The organism is Pantoea sp. Seng, from assembly GCF_009829935.1.
GTDB classification, from domain to species: Bacteria; Pseudomonadota; Gammaproteobacteria; order Enterobacterales; family Enterobacteriaceae; genus Pantoea; species Pantoea communis.
Genome location: NZ_SZZV01000005.1, coordinates 160,099 through 178,751, shown reverse-complemented (window position 1 = coordinate 178,751; position 18,653 = coordinate 160,099). Strand labels below are relative to the sequence as shown.

General features: G+C 55.5%; 18 protein-coding genes. 2 read left to right on the top strand and 16 right to left on the bottom strand.

All coding sequences use genetic code 11. The features are described from left to right. The 9 genes from FD737_RS06875 to xerD all read right to left on the bottom strand — a co-directional run bounded on the left by FD737_RS06875 (position 1) and on the right by xerD (position 9,565). Positions 1-648: an urea carboxylase-associated family protein gene (locus tag FD737_RS06875; protein WP_097118014.1), complete on the bottom strand. Its 648-nt coding sequence runs from the start codon at positions 646-648 to the stop codon at positions 1-3. Beyond that, positions 632-1,264, bottom strand: coding sequence for a DUF1989 domain-containing protein (locus FD737_RS06870; RefSeq protein ID WP_097118015.1), 633 nt, complete (start codon positions 1,262-1,264; stop codon positions 632-634). Before FD737_RS06870 ends, FD737_RS06875 begins: the two co-directional genes overlap by 17 nt. A 2-nt stretch (positions 1,265-1,266) precedes the next feature. After that, entirely contained in the window at positions 1,267-2,103 is an 837-nt protein-coding gene (locus tag FD737_RS06865; RefSeq protein WP_160833080.1) for a transporter substrate-binding domain-containing protein, read from the bottom strand. 252 nt (positions 2,104-2,355) lie between these two features. Further along, on the bottom strand, positions 2,356-3,207 hold the full coding sequence (locus tag FD737_RS06860; protein WP_097118017.1) for a MurR/RpiR family transcriptional regulator: 852 nt from the start codon (positions 3,205-3,207) through the stop codon (positions 2,356-2,358). A 154-nt stretch (positions 3,208-3,361) separates the two neighbouring features. Further along, positions 3,362-4,882: a lysine--tRNA ligase gene (gene lysS, locus FD737_RS06855; protein ID WP_034823176.1), complete on the bottom strand. Its 1,521-nt coding sequence runs from the start codon at positions 4,880-4,882 to the stop codon at positions 3,362-3,364. 9 nt (positions 4,883-4,891) lie between these two features. After that, positions 4,892-5,990, bottom strand: a protein-coding gene (gene prfB, locus FD737_RS06850) for a peptide chain release factor 2 (protein ID WP_097118019.1) whose coding sequence is annotated in 2 segments (ribosomal slippage) — positions 4,892-5,914 and positions 5,916-5,990 — 1,098 coding nt in all. Because the reading frame shifts where the segments join, the coding sequence is not laid out codon by codon here. 211 nt (positions 5,991-6,201) lie between these two features. After that, the gene (gene recJ / locus FD737_RS06845) at positions 6,202-7,926 is read right to left on the bottom strand and encodes a single-stranded-DNA-specific exonuclease RecJ (RefSeq protein WP_160833079.1); all 1,725 of its coding nucleotides are present in this window, start codon (positions 7,924-7,926) and stop codon (positions 6,202-6,204) included. A gap of 9 nt (positions 7,927-7,935) precedes the next feature. Continuing rightward, positions 7,936-8,649, bottom strand: coding sequence for a bifunctional protein-disulfide isomerase/oxidoreductase DsbC (dsbC, locus tag FD737_RS06840; protein ID WP_160833078.1), 714 nt, complete (start codon positions 8,647-8,649; stop codon positions 7,936-7,938). Positions 8,650-8,671: 22 nt separating this feature from the next. After that, entirely contained in the window at positions 8,672-9,565 is an 894-nt protein-coding gene (gene xerD, locus FD737_RS06835) for a site-specific tyrosine recombinase XerD (RefSeq protein ID WP_097118021.1), read from the bottom strand. A gap of 102 nt (positions 9,566-9,667) precedes the next feature. On the opposite strand from xerD, the gene fldB reads away from it, so the two are divergent. After that, positions 9,668-10,186 (top strand): flavodoxin FldB, encoded by a 519-nt coding sequence (fldB, locus tag FD737_RS06830; RefSeq protein WP_097118022.1) that lies wholly within the window; start codon positions 9,668-9,670, stop codon positions 10,184-10,186. Here fldB and FD737_RS06825 read toward each other — a convergent pair. Together FD737_RS06825 and sdhE are read right to left on the bottom strand one after the other, a co-directional pair. Then, positions 10,183-10,602: a protein YgfX gene (locus tag FD737_RS06825; protein ID WP_160833077.1), complete on the bottom strand. Its 420-nt coding sequence runs from the start codon at positions 10,600-10,602 to the stop codon at positions 10,183-10,185. The two genes, fldB and FD737_RS06825, sit on opposite strands and share 4 nt — an antisense overlap. Beyond that, positions 10,577-10,843, bottom strand: a complete 267-nt coding sequence (sdhE, locus tag FD737_RS06820) for an FAD assembly factor SdhE (protein WP_038645011.1) — start codon at positions 10,841-10,843, stop codon at positions 10,577-10,579. Before sdhE ends, FD737_RS06825 begins: the two co-directional genes overlap by 26 nt. A 218-nt stretch (positions 10,844-11,061) precedes the next feature. On the opposite strand from sdhE, the gene ygfZ reads away from it, so the two are divergent. After that, entirely contained in the window at positions 11,062-12,045 is a 984-nt protein-coding gene (gene ygfZ / locus FD737_RS06815; RefSeq protein WP_034823187.1) for a tRNA-modifying protein YgfZ, read from the top strand. Between the two features lie 133 nt (positions 12,046-12,178). Here ygfZ and FD737_RS06810 read toward each other — a convergent pair whose 3' ends face one another. The 5 genes from FD737_RS06810 to gcvT form a co-directional block, all read right to left on the bottom strand. After that, entirely contained in the window at positions 12,179-12,832 is a 654-nt protein-coding gene (locus tag FD737_RS06810; protein WP_160833076.1) for a hemolysin III family protein, read from the bottom strand. 177 nt (positions 12,833-13,009) lie between these two features. Next, the gene (locus FD737_RS06805; RefSeq protein WP_097118025.1) at positions 13,010-13,753 is read right to left on the bottom strand and encodes an SDR family oxidoreductase; all 744 of its coding nucleotides are present in this window, start codon (positions 13,751-13,753) and stop codon (positions 13,010-13,012) included. A 186-nt stretch (positions 13,754-13,939) separates the two neighbouring features. Then, positions 13,940-16,813 (bottom strand): aminomethyl-transferring glycine dehydrogenase, encoded by a 2,874-nt coding sequence (gene gcvP, locus FD737_RS06800; RefSeq protein ID WP_097118026.1) that lies wholly within the window; start codon positions 16,811-16,813, stop codon positions 13,940-13,942. Positions 16,814-16,912: 99 nt separating this feature from the next. Continuing rightward, positions 16,913-17,299 (bottom strand): glycine cleavage system protein GcvH, encoded by a 387-nt coding sequence (gcvH, locus tag FD737_RS06795; RefSeq protein WP_160833075.1) that lies wholly within the window; start codon positions 17,297-17,299, stop codon positions 16,913-16,915. A 19-nt stretch (positions 17,300-17,318) separates the two neighbouring features. After that, entirely contained in the window at positions 17,319-18,416 is a 1,098-nt protein-coding gene (gene gcvT, locus FD737_RS06790; protein WP_160833074.1) for a glycine cleavage system aminomethyltransferase GcvT, read from the bottom strand. Positions 18,417-18,653: the final 237 nt, after the last annotated feature.

Here is an 18,653-nt window from a genome sequence, read left to right as displayed (position 1 = left end):
TTACTCCGCGTTAAAGTCGTGCAGGTTTTCCGCCACCGACAGCAGCAGCGGTGCAGGTTGATCGTTGCCCTCGATGCCGGTGTTGCAGGCCGAGACGATAAACTGCGTGTCCATCACCACGCGACAGGTGATGCTGTCGCCTGCTTTGGTGAGGTTCGGCTCCGGCAGGATGTCGCCGGCCCGCGTCAGCTTGACGTGCATAAACAGGTTGATCGGGTCCGGCAGCTTCGGCACCACCATCCCCAATCGCGCCAGCTCGCCGCTCACCGCTTCCAAACAGCCTTCACCCTGATACCCTTTTTCCGTCAGGAAGGCGCGGGTAGAGGCAGGCAGCAGCAGGTCGTGACGCTTCACGCTGTCTTTGCCCAGCACCATCATCGGACGGCGGCGGTTGTTCACCAGACGCATACCGGAACCCAGCAGATAGCTGTTGCTGAAGACGCGAGTGTGATGCACCGACAGCCACACAGCAGGATCGGCGAGGCTAAAACCAAACAGGGAAGCCACCGCGCCGTCGCCCTGCGCCGTGATGCGCAGCAACTGGCCGCGCAGCACCTTAATCGACCCGACGCTGCCCGGTTCCACCGTGACCGACTGCGCCAGCGTGCGCTCAGCGGTCTCTTCATAACTTTCACGCATTAACAGCATGATTCATCTCCTCTGCGTGAAACACGTCACTCACCACGATATCAATCGGCGTGACCTGCAAACCGTTACCGGGAATGATGTCCTGCGGGCAGGACGATACCGAACAAATCAAATCGCACAGCGCTTCGAAGGTAATGCTGTCGCCCGCTTTGCTGTTGGGATCGGTCACTTCCATCCGGCCATCGGCGGTCACCGGACCGTTCTGAAACAGGTTGAACGGCTCAGGCAGCGAGAAGTACGTCACGCCAAAGGCTTTCATGCCCTCCAGCAGGTTGTCCACGCAGTTACGATGGCCTTCGACGCCGAAATCGACGCTAAAGCGGGTACGATCGCAGGCTGGCACGTTGGCATCGTGAATGCCGATGCTGTCCGCCAGAATGCGCAGCATCGGACGGTTTTCACTCGACCACAGTGCATCGCCGGGCTTAAAGAACAGCGAGCGCAGATGCTGGCGGGTATGCACCGGCGACAGCTTTTCATTCAAATCATCGGCATTGACCGCGACGAAATCCGCCGCCTGCTGCCCTTCACTGTCAATCACGGTAATAAACTGGCCCTTACGCACGCGGAAGGTTTTGCCATGGCCCGCAGGCACCGTCAGGTTGCACTGGCACATAATTACTCCTGAGGAATGAAATCGCTGGCGGGCACGGTAAAGGTGGTGCCGAGATACTGCTGCTGCAGTTTGGTCAGCTCGCCATCTTTCTGCATTGCCAGAATGTGGTCGCTGATGGCTTTGTTCAGGCTGCCGTCTTCTTTACGTGTCGCCCAGCCCATCCATTGCGATGGACCGACTTCACCCACCTGCGCCACTTTTCCGGCGTATTTTTTCGCGACCGGGGCCAGCACGGAGATGTCGTCGTAAACGAAGTCAGCGCGTTTGGTCATCAAAGTGCTGACGGTCTGATCCAGCGAATCCACGTTGATGATGGTGATGGGTTTTTTACCCTCCTTTTTCAGCTGCTCGTTAAAGCCTTTCAGCAACTGCTCTGGCACGCTGGCGGTTTTTACCGCGCCACGCAGACCAGACAGGCTTTCCGGGCTGAGCGTTTTGCCGCTGAAGGTGCTGGCTTCACTTTCACGCACCAGCACGCCGTTAACGGTTTTGCTGTAAGGCACGGTGAACAGCACTTTCTTCGCGCGCTCGGCGGTGACGTTAAGAGAAGAACCTTCGGCGTTGAACGAGCCAGAGATCAGGCCCGGCAAAATGCCGCTGAAGGCGGTTTTCTGAAACTCCAGTTTCACACCGAGATCTTTGGCGAAGGATTGCATGATCGCCACGCTGTAGCCGGTGATCTCGCCTTTGTCGTCGGTGTATTCGTATGGAGGAAAGGTTGGATCGATACCAACGGTAATTTTGCCGCTGCTTTTGATGTCACTCAGGGTATCGGCTTGCGCCTGCGCCATGGTGCCAACGGTGAGAAGAGCGGCGATCAGCAGTGCTGTTTTTTTCATTGTGGTGTTTCCCTGGTATTGGTGAAATGTCTTTTTCTACTGAGCATATTTTGTGCCAGTTTTTTCACCACCCAGCTAACACCTTTCGGGTAGAGAGGGTATTACTGAATAAAATCAGTAAGAAACATTTGTTTCTTTATTTTAATTTTAAGTTTCTGTGATTTCATTGGCGGGAAATCAGGCGGGGATAGCGGAGGAGTGAGCGCACTACTATGGGGCAATATCTGGCGCACTATGCGCCAGAACGGGGCGTTATTCCAGTTCGTCGAGGGATTGGTGCAAGGCTTCAACCTGCGCCAGATAATCATTGCTGGTTTTGCCCATTTGCCGGGCCACCAGTGAGCAGAGCAGATTGCATACGCCGGAGAGCGCGGCGGTGCTGTCGAACATCAGGCTGCTGTCGGTGTGGCAGCGCACCACCCACTGCGCATGACGCGCTGGTTTGCCGGAGAGCACATCGGCGATATACAGCATCGGCACGTTGCGTTCTGCCAGCGCATTCATCGCCGCTTCCAGCGCAGGCATACGGCGACGCAATCCAACGCAGATCACCACATCCTGCTGATTCAGCGCCGCTAGATGCTCCGCAAGCGAATCGCCGGGACGCGGCAGCAAACGCACGTCAGGATGGATATGTACCAGATCGCGGTAAATCAGCTGGGCAATGGTCTGGCTGTGACGCCAGCCCATCACCACCACGCGGCGTGATTGGGCAATGGCGCTCACCGCCTGCTGCAGCTGTTCACTGTCGAGCGTGCGATAGCTGTTGACCAGATTAGCGATCTCTTTTTCCAGGTGCTGCTGCATGATGCTGGCCAGCGGTGATGCGGTTGGTACGGCCTGCAAATAGAGCGGTGAGCCGCTGCTCTGCATCTCACGCGCCTGCCGACGCGCGGCTTCATAGCTTTCGTAACCGAGATGACGGAAAAAACGCGTGGTGGTGGCTTTGGAAACGCCCGCGCTCTGTGCCAGTTCGGTGGCGGTATTCATCGCCAGCTGGCCGGGTGCCGCCAGCAGCACGTCAGCCAGTCTCTGCTCGTGGCTGGAGAGTTGATCCCAGTGCTGTTGAATCCGGCCCTCTAACGTTGCCGCTTTTGCACTCATGGTGATTCCCTGAAAATAAAAAAACTATCCTGCACAGAGCGTGCCGGGTTGTCATCAGGAATTTTGCCAGGGGAATAGAAATGAAAAAGGCCGCCATAATGGCGACCTCTAAGGCTTACGGCAAAGTGCGCGGATTTATGCGCACCGATTTGCCTTACTTGCTGGTTGGACGCAGTGCCGGGAACAGGATCACGTCGCGGATGGTATGGCTGTTGGTGAACAGCATTACCATACGGTCGATACCAATGCCGAGACCTGCTGTTGGCGGCAGGCCGTGCTCCAGTGCAGTGACGTAGTCTTCGTCATAGAACATCGCTTCGTCATCGCCTGCATCCTTAGCGTTAACCTGCTGCAGGAAACGCTCTGCCTGATCTTCTGCATCGTTCAGCTCGGAGAAGCCGTTACCGATTTCACGACCGCCGATGAAGAACTCAAAGCGGTCAGTGATTTCCGGGTTCTCGTCGTTACGACGTGCCAGCGGTGACACTTCAGCCGGGTATTCAGTGATGAAGGTTGGCTGAATCAGGTGTGCTTCTGCGGTCTCTTCGAAGATCTCAGTGACGACGCGGCCCAGACCCCAGCTCTTCTCTACTTTGATATGCAGCGATTTGGCAATCGCAACGGCTTTATCAAAGTCTTCCAGATCGTTCAGGTCGGTTTCCGGACGGTATTTCTTGATCGCTTCACGCATGGTGAGCTTCTCAAACGGTTTACCGAAATCGAAGGTGTGGTCACCATAAGGCACTTCAGTGGTGCCCAGCACATCCTGCGCCAGGGTGCGGAACAGGCTTTCGGTCAGCTCGATCAAATCTTTGTAATCCGCATACGCCATATAGAGTTCCATCATAGTGAACTCTGGATTATGACGTGGCGAAATACCTTCGTTACGGAAGTTACGGTTGATCTCGAACACGCGATCGAAGCCGCCTACCACCAGACGCTTCAGGTAAAGCTCTGGTGCAATACGCAGGTACATGTCGATGTCGAGCGCATTGTGATGGGTGATGAACGGACGGGCTGACGCGCCGCCAGGGATCACCTGCATCATTGGGGTTTCCACTTCCATAAAGTCGCGGTTAACCATGAACTGACGGATGCCGGCCATGATTTTAGAGCGCACTTTGAAAGTATTACGTGATTCATCGTTAGAGATCAGATCGAGATAACGCTGACGGTAACGGGTTTCCTGATCGGCCAGGCCGTGGAATTTATCCGGCAGTGGACGCAGCGCTTTGGTCAGCAGACGCAGTTCAGTGATGTGGATCGACAGCTCACCGGTTTTGGTCTTGAACAACTTACCGCGCGCGCCAAGGATATCGCCCAGATCCCATTTTTTGAACTGCTCGTTGTAGACGCCTTCTGGCAGATCGTCACGTGATACGTAGATCTGAATCTGGCCGCCAACGTCTTGCAGCGTAGCAAAAGAGGCTTTACCCATGATGCGGCGGGTCATCATACGACCAGCCACGCTCACTTCAACGCCGAGCGCTTCCAGCTCTTCGTTCTCTTTCGCGTCATAGCTGGCGTGCAGCACATCAGACGTGGTATCGCGACGGAAATCGTTAGGAAACGCGATGCCCTTTTCACGCAGCGCGCTGAGTTTTTCGCGACGCGCTTTCAGTTCGTTGTTTAACTCAAGGGCGGCATCAGCGCTCTGCGGTTGTTGTTCAGACATGTCGGTTCCTTATAACCCTGCTTTTAAACTTGCTTCAATGAAGCGGTCGATGTCGCCATCCAGCACCGCCTGGGTGTTGCGCGTCTCTACGCCAGTGCGCAGATCTTTGATACGTGAATCGTCGAGTACGTATGAACGAATCTGACTGCCCCAGCCAATGTCGGATTTGTTGTCTTCCGCGGCCTGCTTGTCAGCGTTTTTCTTCTGCATCTCATATTCGTACAGCTTCGCACGCAACTGCTTGAAAGCTTGATCTTTGTTTTTGTGCTGTGAACGGTCGTTCTGGCACTGCACCACAATGTTGGTCGGCAAGTGGGTAATACGCACCGCAGACTCGGTTTTGTTAACGTGCTGGCCGCCCGCGCCAGAGGCACGGTAAACGTCGATACGCAGATCGGCGGGATTGATGTCGATATCGATGTTGTCATCCACTTCCGGGTAGATAAACACCGAACTGAATGAGGTATGACGACGGCCGCCGGAGTCAAATGGACTCTTACGCACCAGGCGATGGACGCCAGTTTCGGTACGCAGCCAGCCAAACGCGTAGTCACCGATGATTTTAATGGTGGCGGATTTAGTACCGGCCACTTCACCGTCTGACTCTTCAATGATTTCGGTTTTATAACCTTTGGCCTCTGCCCAACGCAGGTACATGCGCAGCAGCATACTGGCCCAGTCTTGCGCTTCAGTACCGCCAGAACCGGCCTGAATATCCATGTAGCAGTCGGCGCTGTCATACTCGCCAGAGAACATGCGACGGAATTCGAGTTCGCCCAGCTTGGCTTCTAAACCATCCAGCTCGATAACGGCTTCGTTGAAGGTCTCTTCGTCGTCGGCTTCTACCGCCAGATCCAGCAAGCCCTGCACATCTTCCAGGCCCTGACGCATATGATCTAAGGTTTCTACCACCGCTTCCAGCGAAGCGCGTTCTTTACCCAGCGCCTGCGCGCGTTCAGGTTCGTTCCAGACGTCAGGCTGTTCCAGCTCGGCGTTTACTTCTTCGAGGCGTTCTTTCTTGGCATCATAGTCAAAGATACCCCCTAAGAACGTCGCTGCGCTCGGTGAGGTCTTGAATACGATTTTTGACCGGATTAATTTCAAACATGGCTTTTCAGTCTTTTTTGACGATTCGGTGAAAGGGGATAAAAAGTAACGCGCTAGTTTACCCGAAACTGCGCGTACTTTGTAGCATTGCAGGTATGCGAGATAGCGCAACAGTGCGCCCAAAGGGATTCGGTTACCCACCATGGCGAACCAGGGTCACTCGCTGCAGGTTACCGGGTGCGCTTTTAGACGCCCCCGAATGAATGATGCGGTTATAGCGGCCAGATATGGTCGATAATCAGTTGAACCGAGCGGTTGCCACGGTATTCGTTGATATCGAGTTTGTAGGCCAGTTTCACCTGGCGCACGCTGGTATCCGGCCACAAGGTCGTATCAACGTTAAACGCGATGCCATCCAATAGTGGGCCGCCGCCCAGAGGCTCAATCATCACCTTGAGGTGGCGCTCGCCCACCAGCTTTTGTTGCAGCAATTTGAACTGGCCGTCGAACACTGGCTCCGGAAAAGCCTGGCCCCAGGGACCGGCTTCACGCAGCATTTCAGCGGTGTGCAGCGTGAATTCCTGCGCATGCAGTTCGCCATCGGACCAAATCACACCCTGCAGCGCTTCACCATCTAACCACTCGTCGATCAGCGCGGCGAAGCGTTCGCGGAACAGATCATACTTCTCGGTTTCCAGCGACAGGCCCGCCGCCATGGCATGCCCACCAAACTTGATCATCAAGCCAGGATAGAGCGTATCAAGACGCTCCAGTGCATCACGTAAGTGCAGCCCCGCAATCGAGCGGCCCGAGCCTTTAAGCGTGCCGTCGCCCGCTGGCGCGAAGGCGATCACCGGGCGATGGAAACGCTCTTTCAGCCGTGAGGCCAGAATGCCGACCACGCCCTGATGCCATTCGGGATGATAGAAGGCCAGCCCCAGCGGCAAATCGGTGTGCTGGCGTTCCAGCTCATCACACAGCGCCAGCGCTTCGCTCTTCATGCCCTGCTCAATCTCTTTGCGCGTCTGGTTCAGCGCATCAAGCTCGTTGGCAAGCATGCGCGCCTGCGCAATGTCTTCGGTGAGCAGCAGTGCCACACCGACCGACATATCATCCAGTCGACCGGCTGCATTGAGGCGAGGCCCGACGGCAAAACCGAGATCGCTGGCCGCCAACTGACGCGCATCGCGGTTGGCGATCTCCAGCAGCGCGCGAATCCCCGCCCGGCATTTTCCAGCGCGGATGCGGCTCAAGCCCTGCCACACCAGAATGCGGTTATTGGCATCCAGCGGCACCACGTCAGCCACTGTACCTAGCGCCACCAGATCCAGCCACTCCGCCAGATTGGGCTCGTTTCGGCCATCACTAAACCAGTTCTGCAAACGCAGGTGTGCACGCAGCGCCAGCATCAGATAAAACGCCACACCCACACCGGCCAACGACCGCGAAGGGAAGGCACTGTCATTGAGATTGGGGTTAACGATCGCTTCCGCTGCTGGCAACGTTTCGCCAGGCAAGTGGTGATCGGTGATCAGCACGGGAATACCGTGCTGATGGGCGGTTTCTACGCCTGCATGGGAAGAGATGCCGTTATCCACGGTGAGAATCATCTCCGCACCGCGCGCGCGCGCCTGTTCGACCACTTCAGGGCTCAGGCCGTAGCCATCTTCAAAGCGGTTCGGCACCAGATAATCGACATTGCCGCCCATGCTGCGCAGCGCTAAGACCGTTAACGCGGTGCTGGTTGCGCCATCGGCATCGAAATCGCCGACCACCATAATACGGCGACCGGTTTTCAGCATCTGATGCAGTAAGGCTACCGCTTGATCGATGCCACCCAGGGTTTGCCACGGCAGTAGGTTTTTGGCACCGCGCTCAAGTTCGGCGGCCTCTTTTACACCGCGTTGCAGGTAAAGGCGGCGCAGTAGCGGCGGTAAGGTATCAGGTAAGCTGGCGTCGGCCTGGATTTCACGCCGACGCAGTTCGACAGAATGCATCACTGTGGATTAACCGCCTCGCTTCTGACCATCAAGAACCTGTTTCAGCTCCTGCGGGCCCTGATAGCCAGGGATCATCATGCCGGTATCGGTAAGAATGGCAGGCGTGCCCTGAATACCGTACAAGATGCCCAGCTGATAATGCTTATCCAGATTGATTTTGCAGGTTTCTGGCGCATCTATCTGCGGCGCATCGCCTTTCATCGCTGCATCAAAGGCTTTGTTGCGATCGGCGCTGCACCAGATGGCGCGCATGGCTTTTTCCACCTGACCGTGCAGACCTTCACGCGGGAAAGCGAGGTAACGCACGGTGATGCCCAACGCGTTGTAGTCGGCCATCTGCTCATGCAGCTTACGGCAGTAGCCACAGGTGATGTCGGTAAACACGGTAATCACGTGCTGCTCTTTTGGCGCTTTATAAACGATCATTTCCGGCGCCAGCGCGGTGATTTTTTTGTCCAGTAGCTGGTTGGTGACGTTTACCGGCTGCGCACCGCTAACATCGTATAGTGGGCCCTGAATCATGTGTTTGCCATCTTCAGAGACGTACAGCACGCCACTTTCGGTCAACACGGTTTTCATGCCTGGCAGCGGTGAAGACTGAATCTCTGTCTGCTGCAATCCGAGTTTTTTCAATGCTTGCTGAATGGCGCTGTCATCGGCATAAGCCAGACCGGCAAAGGCGCTGACCAGCAATGCCAGCATCGTTAACTGTTTTTTCATCTCAATTCCTTGTTGCCGCGGTTCAAGCACGCGGATGATGCTGTTGATGTAACTGACGCAGGCGCTCGGTAGCCACGTGCGTATAAATTTGGGTGGTGGAGAGGTCGCTGTGTCCCAACAACATCTGTACGACGCGCAAATCCGCACCGTGGTTCAGTAAATGTGTGGCAAATGCGTGACGTAGCACGTGTGGTGATAGCTTTTCGCTGTCGATACCGGCAAGGGTGGCATAGTGTTTGATGCGATGCCAGAAAGTCTGACGCGTCATTTGTTGCGCGCGGTTACTGGGGAACATCACATCCAGCGTTTGCCCATTCAGCAACCACGGCCGACCGTGCGCCATATAGTGCTCCAGCCAGTAAATCGCTTCTTCACCTAATGGCACAAGTCGCTCTTTGTTACCTTTGCCGATCACGCGCACCACGCCCTGACGCAAACTGATGTCGCTGAGGGTTAAACCCACCAGCTCCGACACACGTAAACCGGTGGCATACAGCAGTTCCAGCATCGCTTTGTCACGTAGCTCAAGCGGCACATCAATACTGGGTGCCTGCAGCAGACGTTCTACCTGGTTTTCACTCAGGTCTTTAGGCAATCGCTGCGGCAGTTTGGGCGCGGAGAGCAGTGCGCTGGGGTCGTCACTGCGCAGCTTTTCGCGATAGAGGTATTGAAACAGGCGACGCATCGCGCTGAGCGTGCGCGCAGAACTGGTGGCCTTGTAGCCGCCTTCGACGCGTTCGGCGAGAAACTGCTGAAGATCGAGCGCTTCCAGCGTCAGCAGCGTGCGTTCGTGGTGGTGTAGCCAGCCGGTGAGCGTTTGCAAATCCTGGCGATAAGACGCAAGGGTATTTTGCGCCAGGTTACGCTCAATCCAGAGCGCATCCAGAAATTGTTCAATCAGATCGCAATCCTGCACGGTTCCCCCCAAACACGTGTGAAATCGTGCTCATTATGCCTGAAAGTCACCTGCTTCTGGTACAATTGCGCCAAAGTGAGTTTCAGTCAGAGCATTAATTGCATGAATATCGGTCTGTTTTACGGTTCAAGTACCTGTTACACCGAGATGACGGCGGAGAAGATTCGCGATTTTATCGGTGAAGAGTTAGTCACGCTGCACAACCTCAAAGATGAAGATCCCTCGCTGATGGAGCAGTACGATTTGCTGATCCTCGGCATTCCCACCTGGGATTTCGGTGAGTTACAGGAGGACTGGGAAGCGGTGTGGCAGCAACTGCCCGCGCTGAATTTGCAGGGAAAAATTGTCGCGCTGTACGGCATGGGCGATCAGGCTGAATATTCAGAATGGTTCTTAGATGCACTCGGCATGTTGCATGAGTTACTGCAGCCGATGGGCGTGCAGTTTGTCGGTTACTGGCCGCTGGAAGGTTATGAGTTTGTCAGCAAAAAACCACTCACGGCTGACGGCACCCAGTTTGTTGGCCTGGCACTCGACGACGTGAATCAGTTCGAGCTGAGTGAAGATCGTGTCGAACAGTGGTGCGAACAGATTCTGACGGAAACGGCTGCACTGCTTTAACGCGACGCATCTCTGTCACGCAGAAAACAGCAGGCGCGCAGTGAGCGCCATGCATAGGGCGGCAGGTTATCCATCATCAACCACAGTCGCCAGCGCGTGCCCTGCTGGTTTTGCAACGTTAACAATACGCCGAAAGGCAACCAATCTGCCTGCCGCGCTAATTGCCAGCGCTTTCCATGCCAATGCCAGTCACCCTGTTCATCCAGCCCTAAGCGACCGGTGCGCTGCCTGAGCCGACGCTCATTGCGCCCGCACTCCAGCAGCATCAGAATCAGCAGCGGGGCTTTGCCCCACGCCCAGCCCTCGGGCCACTCGAGACTCAACAGCCAAACGGTGAACAGCCCATACAGCGTCACGTTAAGCGCCCGAGCGCTGCGTGACGGCTGCACATCACATTGGAACCGGTCCGCGTTCACGGTTGCGTTGCTGAATCAGTTGCACCATGCGCTTGAACTCTGGATCAGCGGGCTCGCCGTGGTTCATCAACCAGTTAAACAGGTCGGGATCGTCACTCTTGAGCAGGGCGATAAACACCTGCTTATCGGTGTCAGTGAGCGAGTCATATTCGTATTTGAAGAACGGCATGATGGAGACATCCAGCTCCAGCATGCCGCGACGGCACGCCCACTGAACGCGAGCTTTATCATGAATTTCCATGTGTCTTTTTTCCATGGCTGAAAACAGTGGCGTTCAGTGTACCTGCTTTTTTCTCTGCCTGCAGGCGCAGCGCTGAATGCTGCGTGAAATTGCGCACAACAGTTCTACCCATTGCAGGGTTATCACGCGATTTGTGCGCCAGATGAGGTAAACAGGTTGCAAAGCAGCACTGCTCTTTTAACATTGGAAGCAATATTGTTATTAATCAGGACGCACCCATGCCGATTTTCACCCTTCCGCCACGCCAGCCTGCTGCGGCCTCACGCCTGCCATTAACCCTGATCTCCCTCGACGAGTGGGCGCTGGTGTCGGTGCAGGGCAAAGACAGTACGTCATATCTGCAAGGCCAGGTCACTTTAGATGTTGCTGCAATGGACGCCACCCAGCATCGTCCGGCAGCCCATTGTGATGCCAAAGGTAAAATGTGGAGTAATCTGCGTCTGTTTCATCGCGGTGAAGGTTACGCCTACATCGTCCGCCGCAATCTGCGTGAGCAGCAACTTAACGAACTGAAGAAATATGCGGTGTTCGCCAAAGTCACCATCGCTGCCGATGATGATGCAGTGCTGCTGGGTGTGGCCGGTTTTCAGGCACGCACGGCACTGGCTGATGTGTTTGCCACCCTGCCGGATGCAGAAACACCGGTGGTACAACAAGGCGAGAGCACGCTGCTGTGGTTTGAACACCCCGCCGAACGTTTCCTGCTGGTGACCACGCTGGCTCAGGCAGAAACGTTGAAAGAGAAGTTAGCCGGTGCTGCACAGTTCAATGACAGCACGCAGTGGTTGGCGCTGGATATTGAAGCGGGCATTCCGGTGATTGAAACCGCCACCAGCGCGCAGTTGATTCCGCAGGCAACCAACCTGCAGGCGCTGGATGCGATTAGCTTTAAGAAAGGCTGTTACACCGGTCAGGAGATGGTGGCGCGAGCTAAATTCCGCGGGGCCAACAAGCGTGCGCTTTACTGGCTGGCGGGCAGCGCCAGCAAAGTACCGCAGGCTGACGGTTCGATGGAGCTGCAAATGGGCGACAAATGGCGTCGTACCGGCACCGTATTGAGCAGTGTGCAGCTGGATGACGGTAGCGTGTGGGTGCAGGTGGTGATGAACAACGACCTGGAGCCGGACAGTGTGCTGCGCGTGGAAGGTGATGAAGGCGGGAAACTGACGATTCAGCCACTGCCGTATTCATTGGTCGATTGATTTGCATTCCAGGTGCGCATGAATGCGCACCTTAAGTAACCCCGCATGTTTCCCCGTAAGGTCGCCATTTATGGCGACTTTGTCGAAAGTCACACCCGGTGGTGGCACTTTTTATATCAACCGCTCAGTAAGCTCAGGCGACATAAAAATAGATCGCGCAGAAGTGCAACACGCTGCCACCCAGCACAAAGCCGTGCCAGATGGCGTGATTGTATGGAATACGCCGCGAGACATAGAAAATCACCCCTAGCGAGTAAACAATCCCGCCCGCAGCCAGCAACCACACACCTCCGGCTGACAGCCTGGTCGCCAACTGATAAATCACCACCAGCGACAACCAACCCATGCTGAGATAGGTGACCAGCGACAGCGCTTTAAAGCGGTGTGCAATCGTCAGTTTAAAGATGATGCCTGCCAGCGCCAGGCTCCAGATCACCACCATTAACCCTCGCGCCAGCGGTGATTTCAGTCCCACCAGCAGGAAAGGCGTATAAGTGCCCGCGATCAGTAAATAGATCGCACAGTGGTCAAATTTCTTCAGCCAATATTTCGCTTTTTGGTGCGGAATGGCGTGATAGAGCGTTGAGGCGAGGAACAGTAAAATCATGCTGCCGCCATACAGACTGTAGCTGGTAATCGCAATGGTGTCGGCTCGCATTTCAACCGCTTGTGTTAGCAGCAACACCAATCCAACAATGCCGAATATGCAGCCAATTCCGTGGCTAATGCTGTTGGCGATCTCTTCGGCTACCGAGTAGCCCTGAGCAAGTATACGATTCTGTGCCATGCGCTAACATCCTGGAAAGAGGGTTAAGAACTGTGTTTTTTATCAACATCAGGGTAACCGGGAAAAATTTCAGAGTACACATGTACGCTAAAATAATTCTATGACAGGCGTGTGACAAATGGCCGATGGCAGCGCCGTTGATCACGCTGCCTCACTGTCGGATAGTCAATCAGAAGATTAGCGGCCACCTGCCGCATCAATAAAGGTGCCGGTGACGTAAGAAGCGGCATCACTTGCCAGCCAGATGATAGCTGCGGCGATCTCTTCGGCCTGACCGCCGCGCTGCATCGGTAGTGAGCTGGCAACACGATCAACTCTGCCTGGTTCCCCCCCATCCGCGTGCATCTCGGTATAGATTAAGCCCGGCCGCACGCTATTGACGCGAATGCCCTGCGCCGCCACTTCCAGTGATAAGCCTTTGGTCAGGGTATCCATAGCCCCTTTTGACGCCGCGTAATCAACATACTCGCCTGGTGCACCGAGACGCGCTGCCGCTGAGGAGACATTGATGATCGAACCGCCCTGCCCGCCGTGTGCGGTGCTCATGCGCTTTACCGCTTCACGACAGCAGATAAAGGTGCCAGTAACGTTGGTGGCGAACACGCGCTGAATACGTTCCGCATCGAGATCTTCTACGCGGCACTGCGTAAATAAAATCCCGGCATTATTGACCAGCACGCGCAGGTTGCCTGCCTGCTGATCAAGCTGTTGAAACATGCGCACGACCTGAGCTTCATCGGCGATATCCGCCTGCACGGCAAAGGCGCTGCCGCCCTGTGCTTCGATCTCAGTCACGACCTGCTGAGCCTCAGTGGCGCGCTTACGATAGTTAACTGCAACACGATAACCCGCCTGCGCCAGCATCAAGGCTGTTGCGCGTCCAATGCCACGGCTACCGCCGGTGACTAATGCGAAATCCATGTTGCCTCCAAATAGAAAAAGGGCCGATTTCTCGGCCCTTAGATTAGGGATCAAAATGTGTTTAGCCAAAATAATTTGAGTTGCACAAAGTAGCAGTCACCACTCATCCCGGTAATCCACAGTAGTCCGTGAACGGGATGAATGGGAGCGACCAACGCCATGGCACCCCCCAGCACAACCGCTAAATTATTGGTATTCGCTCATTGGAACACAGGAGCAGAACACGTTGCGGTCACCAAACACATCATCCAGACGCTTCACGGTTGGCCAGTATTTGTTGGCGCTACCCGCCGGGAACACCGCCAGTTCGCGGGTGTACGGATGCGCCCACTCGCCAACGATCTCCATCTGAGTATGAGGTGAATTTACCAGTGGATTATCCTCGGCTGGCCATTCGCCATCGGCGACGCGGTCGATCTCCATGCGGATGGAGAGCATTGCATCGATAAAGCGATCCAGCTCGATTTTGCTTTCTGATTCCGTTGGCTCAACCATCAGTGTTCCGGCCACCGGGAAGGACATGGTTGGCGCGTGGAAGCCGTAATCGATCAGACGTTTGGCAATATCCAGCTCGCTGATGCCGGTCTGCTCTTTCAGCGGACGGATATCGAGAATACATTCGTGCGCCACGCGACCATCGCGACCTGCATACAGAATCGGATAAGCCGATTGCAGACGGCTGGCAATGTAGTTGGCATTCAGAATGGCTACCGAACTCGCCTGCTTCAGACCTTCCGCGCCCATCATGCGGATGTACATCCAGCTGATTGGCAGAATCGAGGCACTACCGAATGGTGCGGCAGAGACCGCACCTTGCTGCGTCAGCACACCATCAATTTGCACCACGCTGTGACCCGGTACAAACGGAGCCAGATGCGCTTTCACACCAATCGGTCCCATACCTGGGCCGCCACCGCCGTGCGGAATGCAGAAGGTTTTATGCAGGTTAAGGTGCGAGACATCTGCGCCGATGTAACCTGGCGTGGTGATGCCCACCTGGGCGTTCATGTTGGCGCCATCCAGGTAAACCTGACCGCCATACTGATGCACGATCTGGCACACTTCACGAATGGTTTCTTCGTACACGCCGTGGGTTGAAGGATAGGTCACCATGATGCAAGACAGCTCATCGCCAACCTGAGCGGCTTTCTCACGCAGATCGCCGAGATCGATGTTGCCTTGTTTATCACAGGCCACCACCACCACTGCCATGCCCGCCATCTGTGCGGAAGCCGGGTTAGTACCGTGCGCAGAACTTGGGATCAGGCAGACATTACGTCCACCTTCGTTGCGACTCTCGTGATAACGACGAATCGCCAGCAGACCAGCATATTCACCCTGCGCACCGGAGTTTGGCTGCATGCAGAGCGCATCGTAACCGGTGAGCTGTACCAGCCACTGTGACAGCTGGCCAATCATCTGCAGATAGCCTGAAGCCTGTTCTGCCGGGCAGAATGGATGCAGCTCGGCGAATTCTGGCCAGGTGATCGGGATCATTTCGGCTGCGGCGTTGAGTTTCATGGTGCACGAACCGAGCGGGATCATCGCCTGGTTCAGCGCCAGATCCTTTTTCTCCAGGCTGTGCATGTAACGCATCATCTCGGTTTCGCTGTGATGACGGTTAAACACTGGATGGGTCAGGAACTCGCTTTCACGCGACATGCCTGCCGGGATCGCGCTGTTTTCCGCGGCTACGCTGGTATCCAGAGCATCAATATCCTGACCGTGCGCATCACCCAGCAGAATGGCAAACAGCGTCTGCACATCTTCGCGTGAGGTGGTTTCATCCAGCGTGATACCCACGCCGTTGAGCACGTCACTGCGCAGGTTGACGCCAAAGCTCAGCGCGCGATTCAGCACTTCGGCTTTATCGGCGACTTCAACCGTTAAGGTATCGAACCAGCTGTTGTGACGCAGCTTCAGTCCACCGTTTTTCAGGCCAGCGGCCAGAATACTGGTCAGACGATGAATGCGCGAGGCGATGCGCTTCAGGCCCGCCGGACCATGATAAACCGCATACAGGCCGGCGATGTTTGCCAGCAGCACCTGTGACGTACAGATGTTGGAGTTGGCCTTCTCACGACGGATGTGCTGCTCACGGGTCTGCATCGCCATACGCAGTGCAGTGTTGCCTGCAGCATCACGTGAAACACCGATGATACGACCCGGCATTGAACGTTTGTGCTCATCGCGGCTGGCGAAGAACGCAGCGTGTGGACCGCCGTAACCCATCGGCACACCAAAGCGCTGAGCGGAACCAAAAACGATATCTGCGCCCTGCTTGCCCGGTGCTTCTAACTGCACCAGCGCCATGAAATCGGCGGCCACGCTCACCACCACTTTGCGGCTTTTCAGCTCGGCAATCAGTGCACGGTAGTCATGCACTTCACCGCTGGTGCCCACTTGCTGCAGCAGCACGCCAAACAGGTCGTCGTGATCCAGCGCTTTGCTGGCGCTGTCGATGATCAGTTCAAAACCAAAGGTTTCTGCACGCGTGCGCACCACATCCAGCGTTTGCGGATGGATGTCTTCGGCGATAAAGAATTTACCGGCATTTTTCAGTTTGCTGACGCGCTTCGCCATCGCCATCGCTTCGGCGGCGGCAGTGGCTTCATCGAGCAGTGAAGCAGAGGCGATATCCAGACCGGTTAAGTCCAGCGTCAGGGTCTGGAAGTTCAGCAGCGCTTCAAGGCGGCCCTGCGATACTTCTGGCTGATACGGGGTGTACGCGGTGTACCAGCCTGGGTTTTCCAGCATGTTACGCAGGATAACCGGTGGGGTGATCACGGCACTGTAGCCCATGCCGATCCAGGATTTGTAGATTTGGTTCTGACTGGCAATGGCTTTCAGCTCTGCCAGCGCTTGCTGTTCGGTCGCGGCATCACCGACCGCAGGCGGGCCTGGCAATTGGATGTCGGCAGGCACGATGGCGCTGATCAGTGATTCCAGAGAGCTGGCACCAATCGCTTCCAGCATGGTGGCCTGCTGCGCGGGTGTAGGACCGATATGGCGCTCAATGAAGGCACCGTTGTGTTCAAGCTGGCTGAGAGTCTGGGTCATTTGCAGTAAATCCTGAATCGGGCTGGGTTACAAAAATGGCATTAAATCAGGCAGATAAAAAAGAAGGCGCTGCAATGCAGCACCTCCGATGACTACCGGTTACTCGTCGATAGCGCCTTTGTAGGCATCGGCGTCGAGCATCGAATCAAGTTCTGAAACATCGCTGGCTTTGATACGGAATAACCAGCCTGCGGCGTATGGTTCGCTGTTGACCAGCTCCGGTGCGTCGGCCAGCTCTTCGTTCACGGCAACGATTTCACCGCTCAGTGGTGCATAGATGTCTGAGGCAGCTTTCACGGACTCCGCGACGGCACAGTCATCACCGGCAGCGAAAGTGGCGCCCACATCAGGCAGATCCACAAACACCATATCGCCCAGCAGTTCCTGCGCGTGTTCGGTGATACCCACGGTGAAGGTGCCATCGGCTTCTTCACGCACCCACTCGTGACTATCGCGGTATTTCAATTCATTAGGCACATTGCTCATCGCCATTTCTCCTGAAAAATTACTGAGCGACCGGCTTGCCGGCGCGAACAAAAATCGGTTTGGTGACTTTCACCGGCATTTCACGATTGCGGATCTCTACAATCGCTTGCTCACCAATGCCCGCTGGCACACGTGCCAGCGCGATGCTGTAACCCAGCGTCGGGGAGAAGGAACCACTGGTAATAATACCCTGCTGTGGCTGACCTTGTTCATCGGTGAAACGCACCGGCAAGCCGTTTCGTAACACCCCTTTTTCGGTCATGATCAAACCCACCAGCTTTTCAGTGCCATGTTCACGTTGCGCTTCTAGCGCCTCGCGGCCGATGAAATCGCGATCGGCAGGTTCCCAGCTCACCGTCCAACCCATATTGGCCGCCAGCGGTGAAACGCCTTCATCCATTTCCTGACCGTAGAGATTCATCCCCGCTTCCAGACGCAGCGTGTCACGCGCCCCCAGGCCAGCCGGTTTGACGCCTGCCGCCAGCAGCTTCTGCCAGAAATCAGCCGCTTCACTGTTCGGCATCGCAATTTCATAGCCAGCTTCACCGGTGTAACCGGTGGTGGCGATGAACAGGTTTTCGCTTTGCACACCGAAGAACGGTTTCATGCCCGCTACAGCTTCACGCTGCGCCGCAGTAAACAACGTCTGTGCTTTCTGCTGCGCCTGCGGGCCTTGTACGGCAATCAGCGCCAGGTCGTCACGCTCGGTGAGTTCGACACCAAACGGCTGAGCGTGCTGTTTGATCCACGCCAAATCCTTCTCACGCGTCGCGGAGTTCACCACTAAGCGGAAAAAGTCTTCGGTCATAAAGTAAACAATCAAATCATCAATGACGCCAGCCGAGGCATTCAGCATGCCGGTGTAGAGGGCTTTGCCGGGTTGCGTCAGTTTGGCGACATCGTTGGCCAGCAGATAACGCAGGAATTCACGGGTGCGGACACCGTGCAGATCGACGATGGTCATGTGGGAAACATCAAACATACCGGCATCGTTGCGCACCACATGATGCTCATCCATTTGCGAGCCGTAATGCAGTGGCATCATCCAGCCATGGAAGTCCACCATGCGCGCACCGCATGCCTGATGCTGTTCGAATAGAGGCGTTTGCTGAGTCATAACCATCCTGTGAAAACAAGTGAGTGTGACGCGCCTGCGCCGCCTGTACAGGCTGACGCAAACGTTCTCTTTGTGCTGAAGTTACCACCGAACGCGGCGATTAACCATAAGGAAAACGAGGGCGAAACAGTACCACCCTTCAGCACGCACCAAACCCACCACAGCACAATTCACTGCGTTTTTGTGATTAACCGCGCATAAAATACAATTAATAACGATAAACACAGCCTGATAATG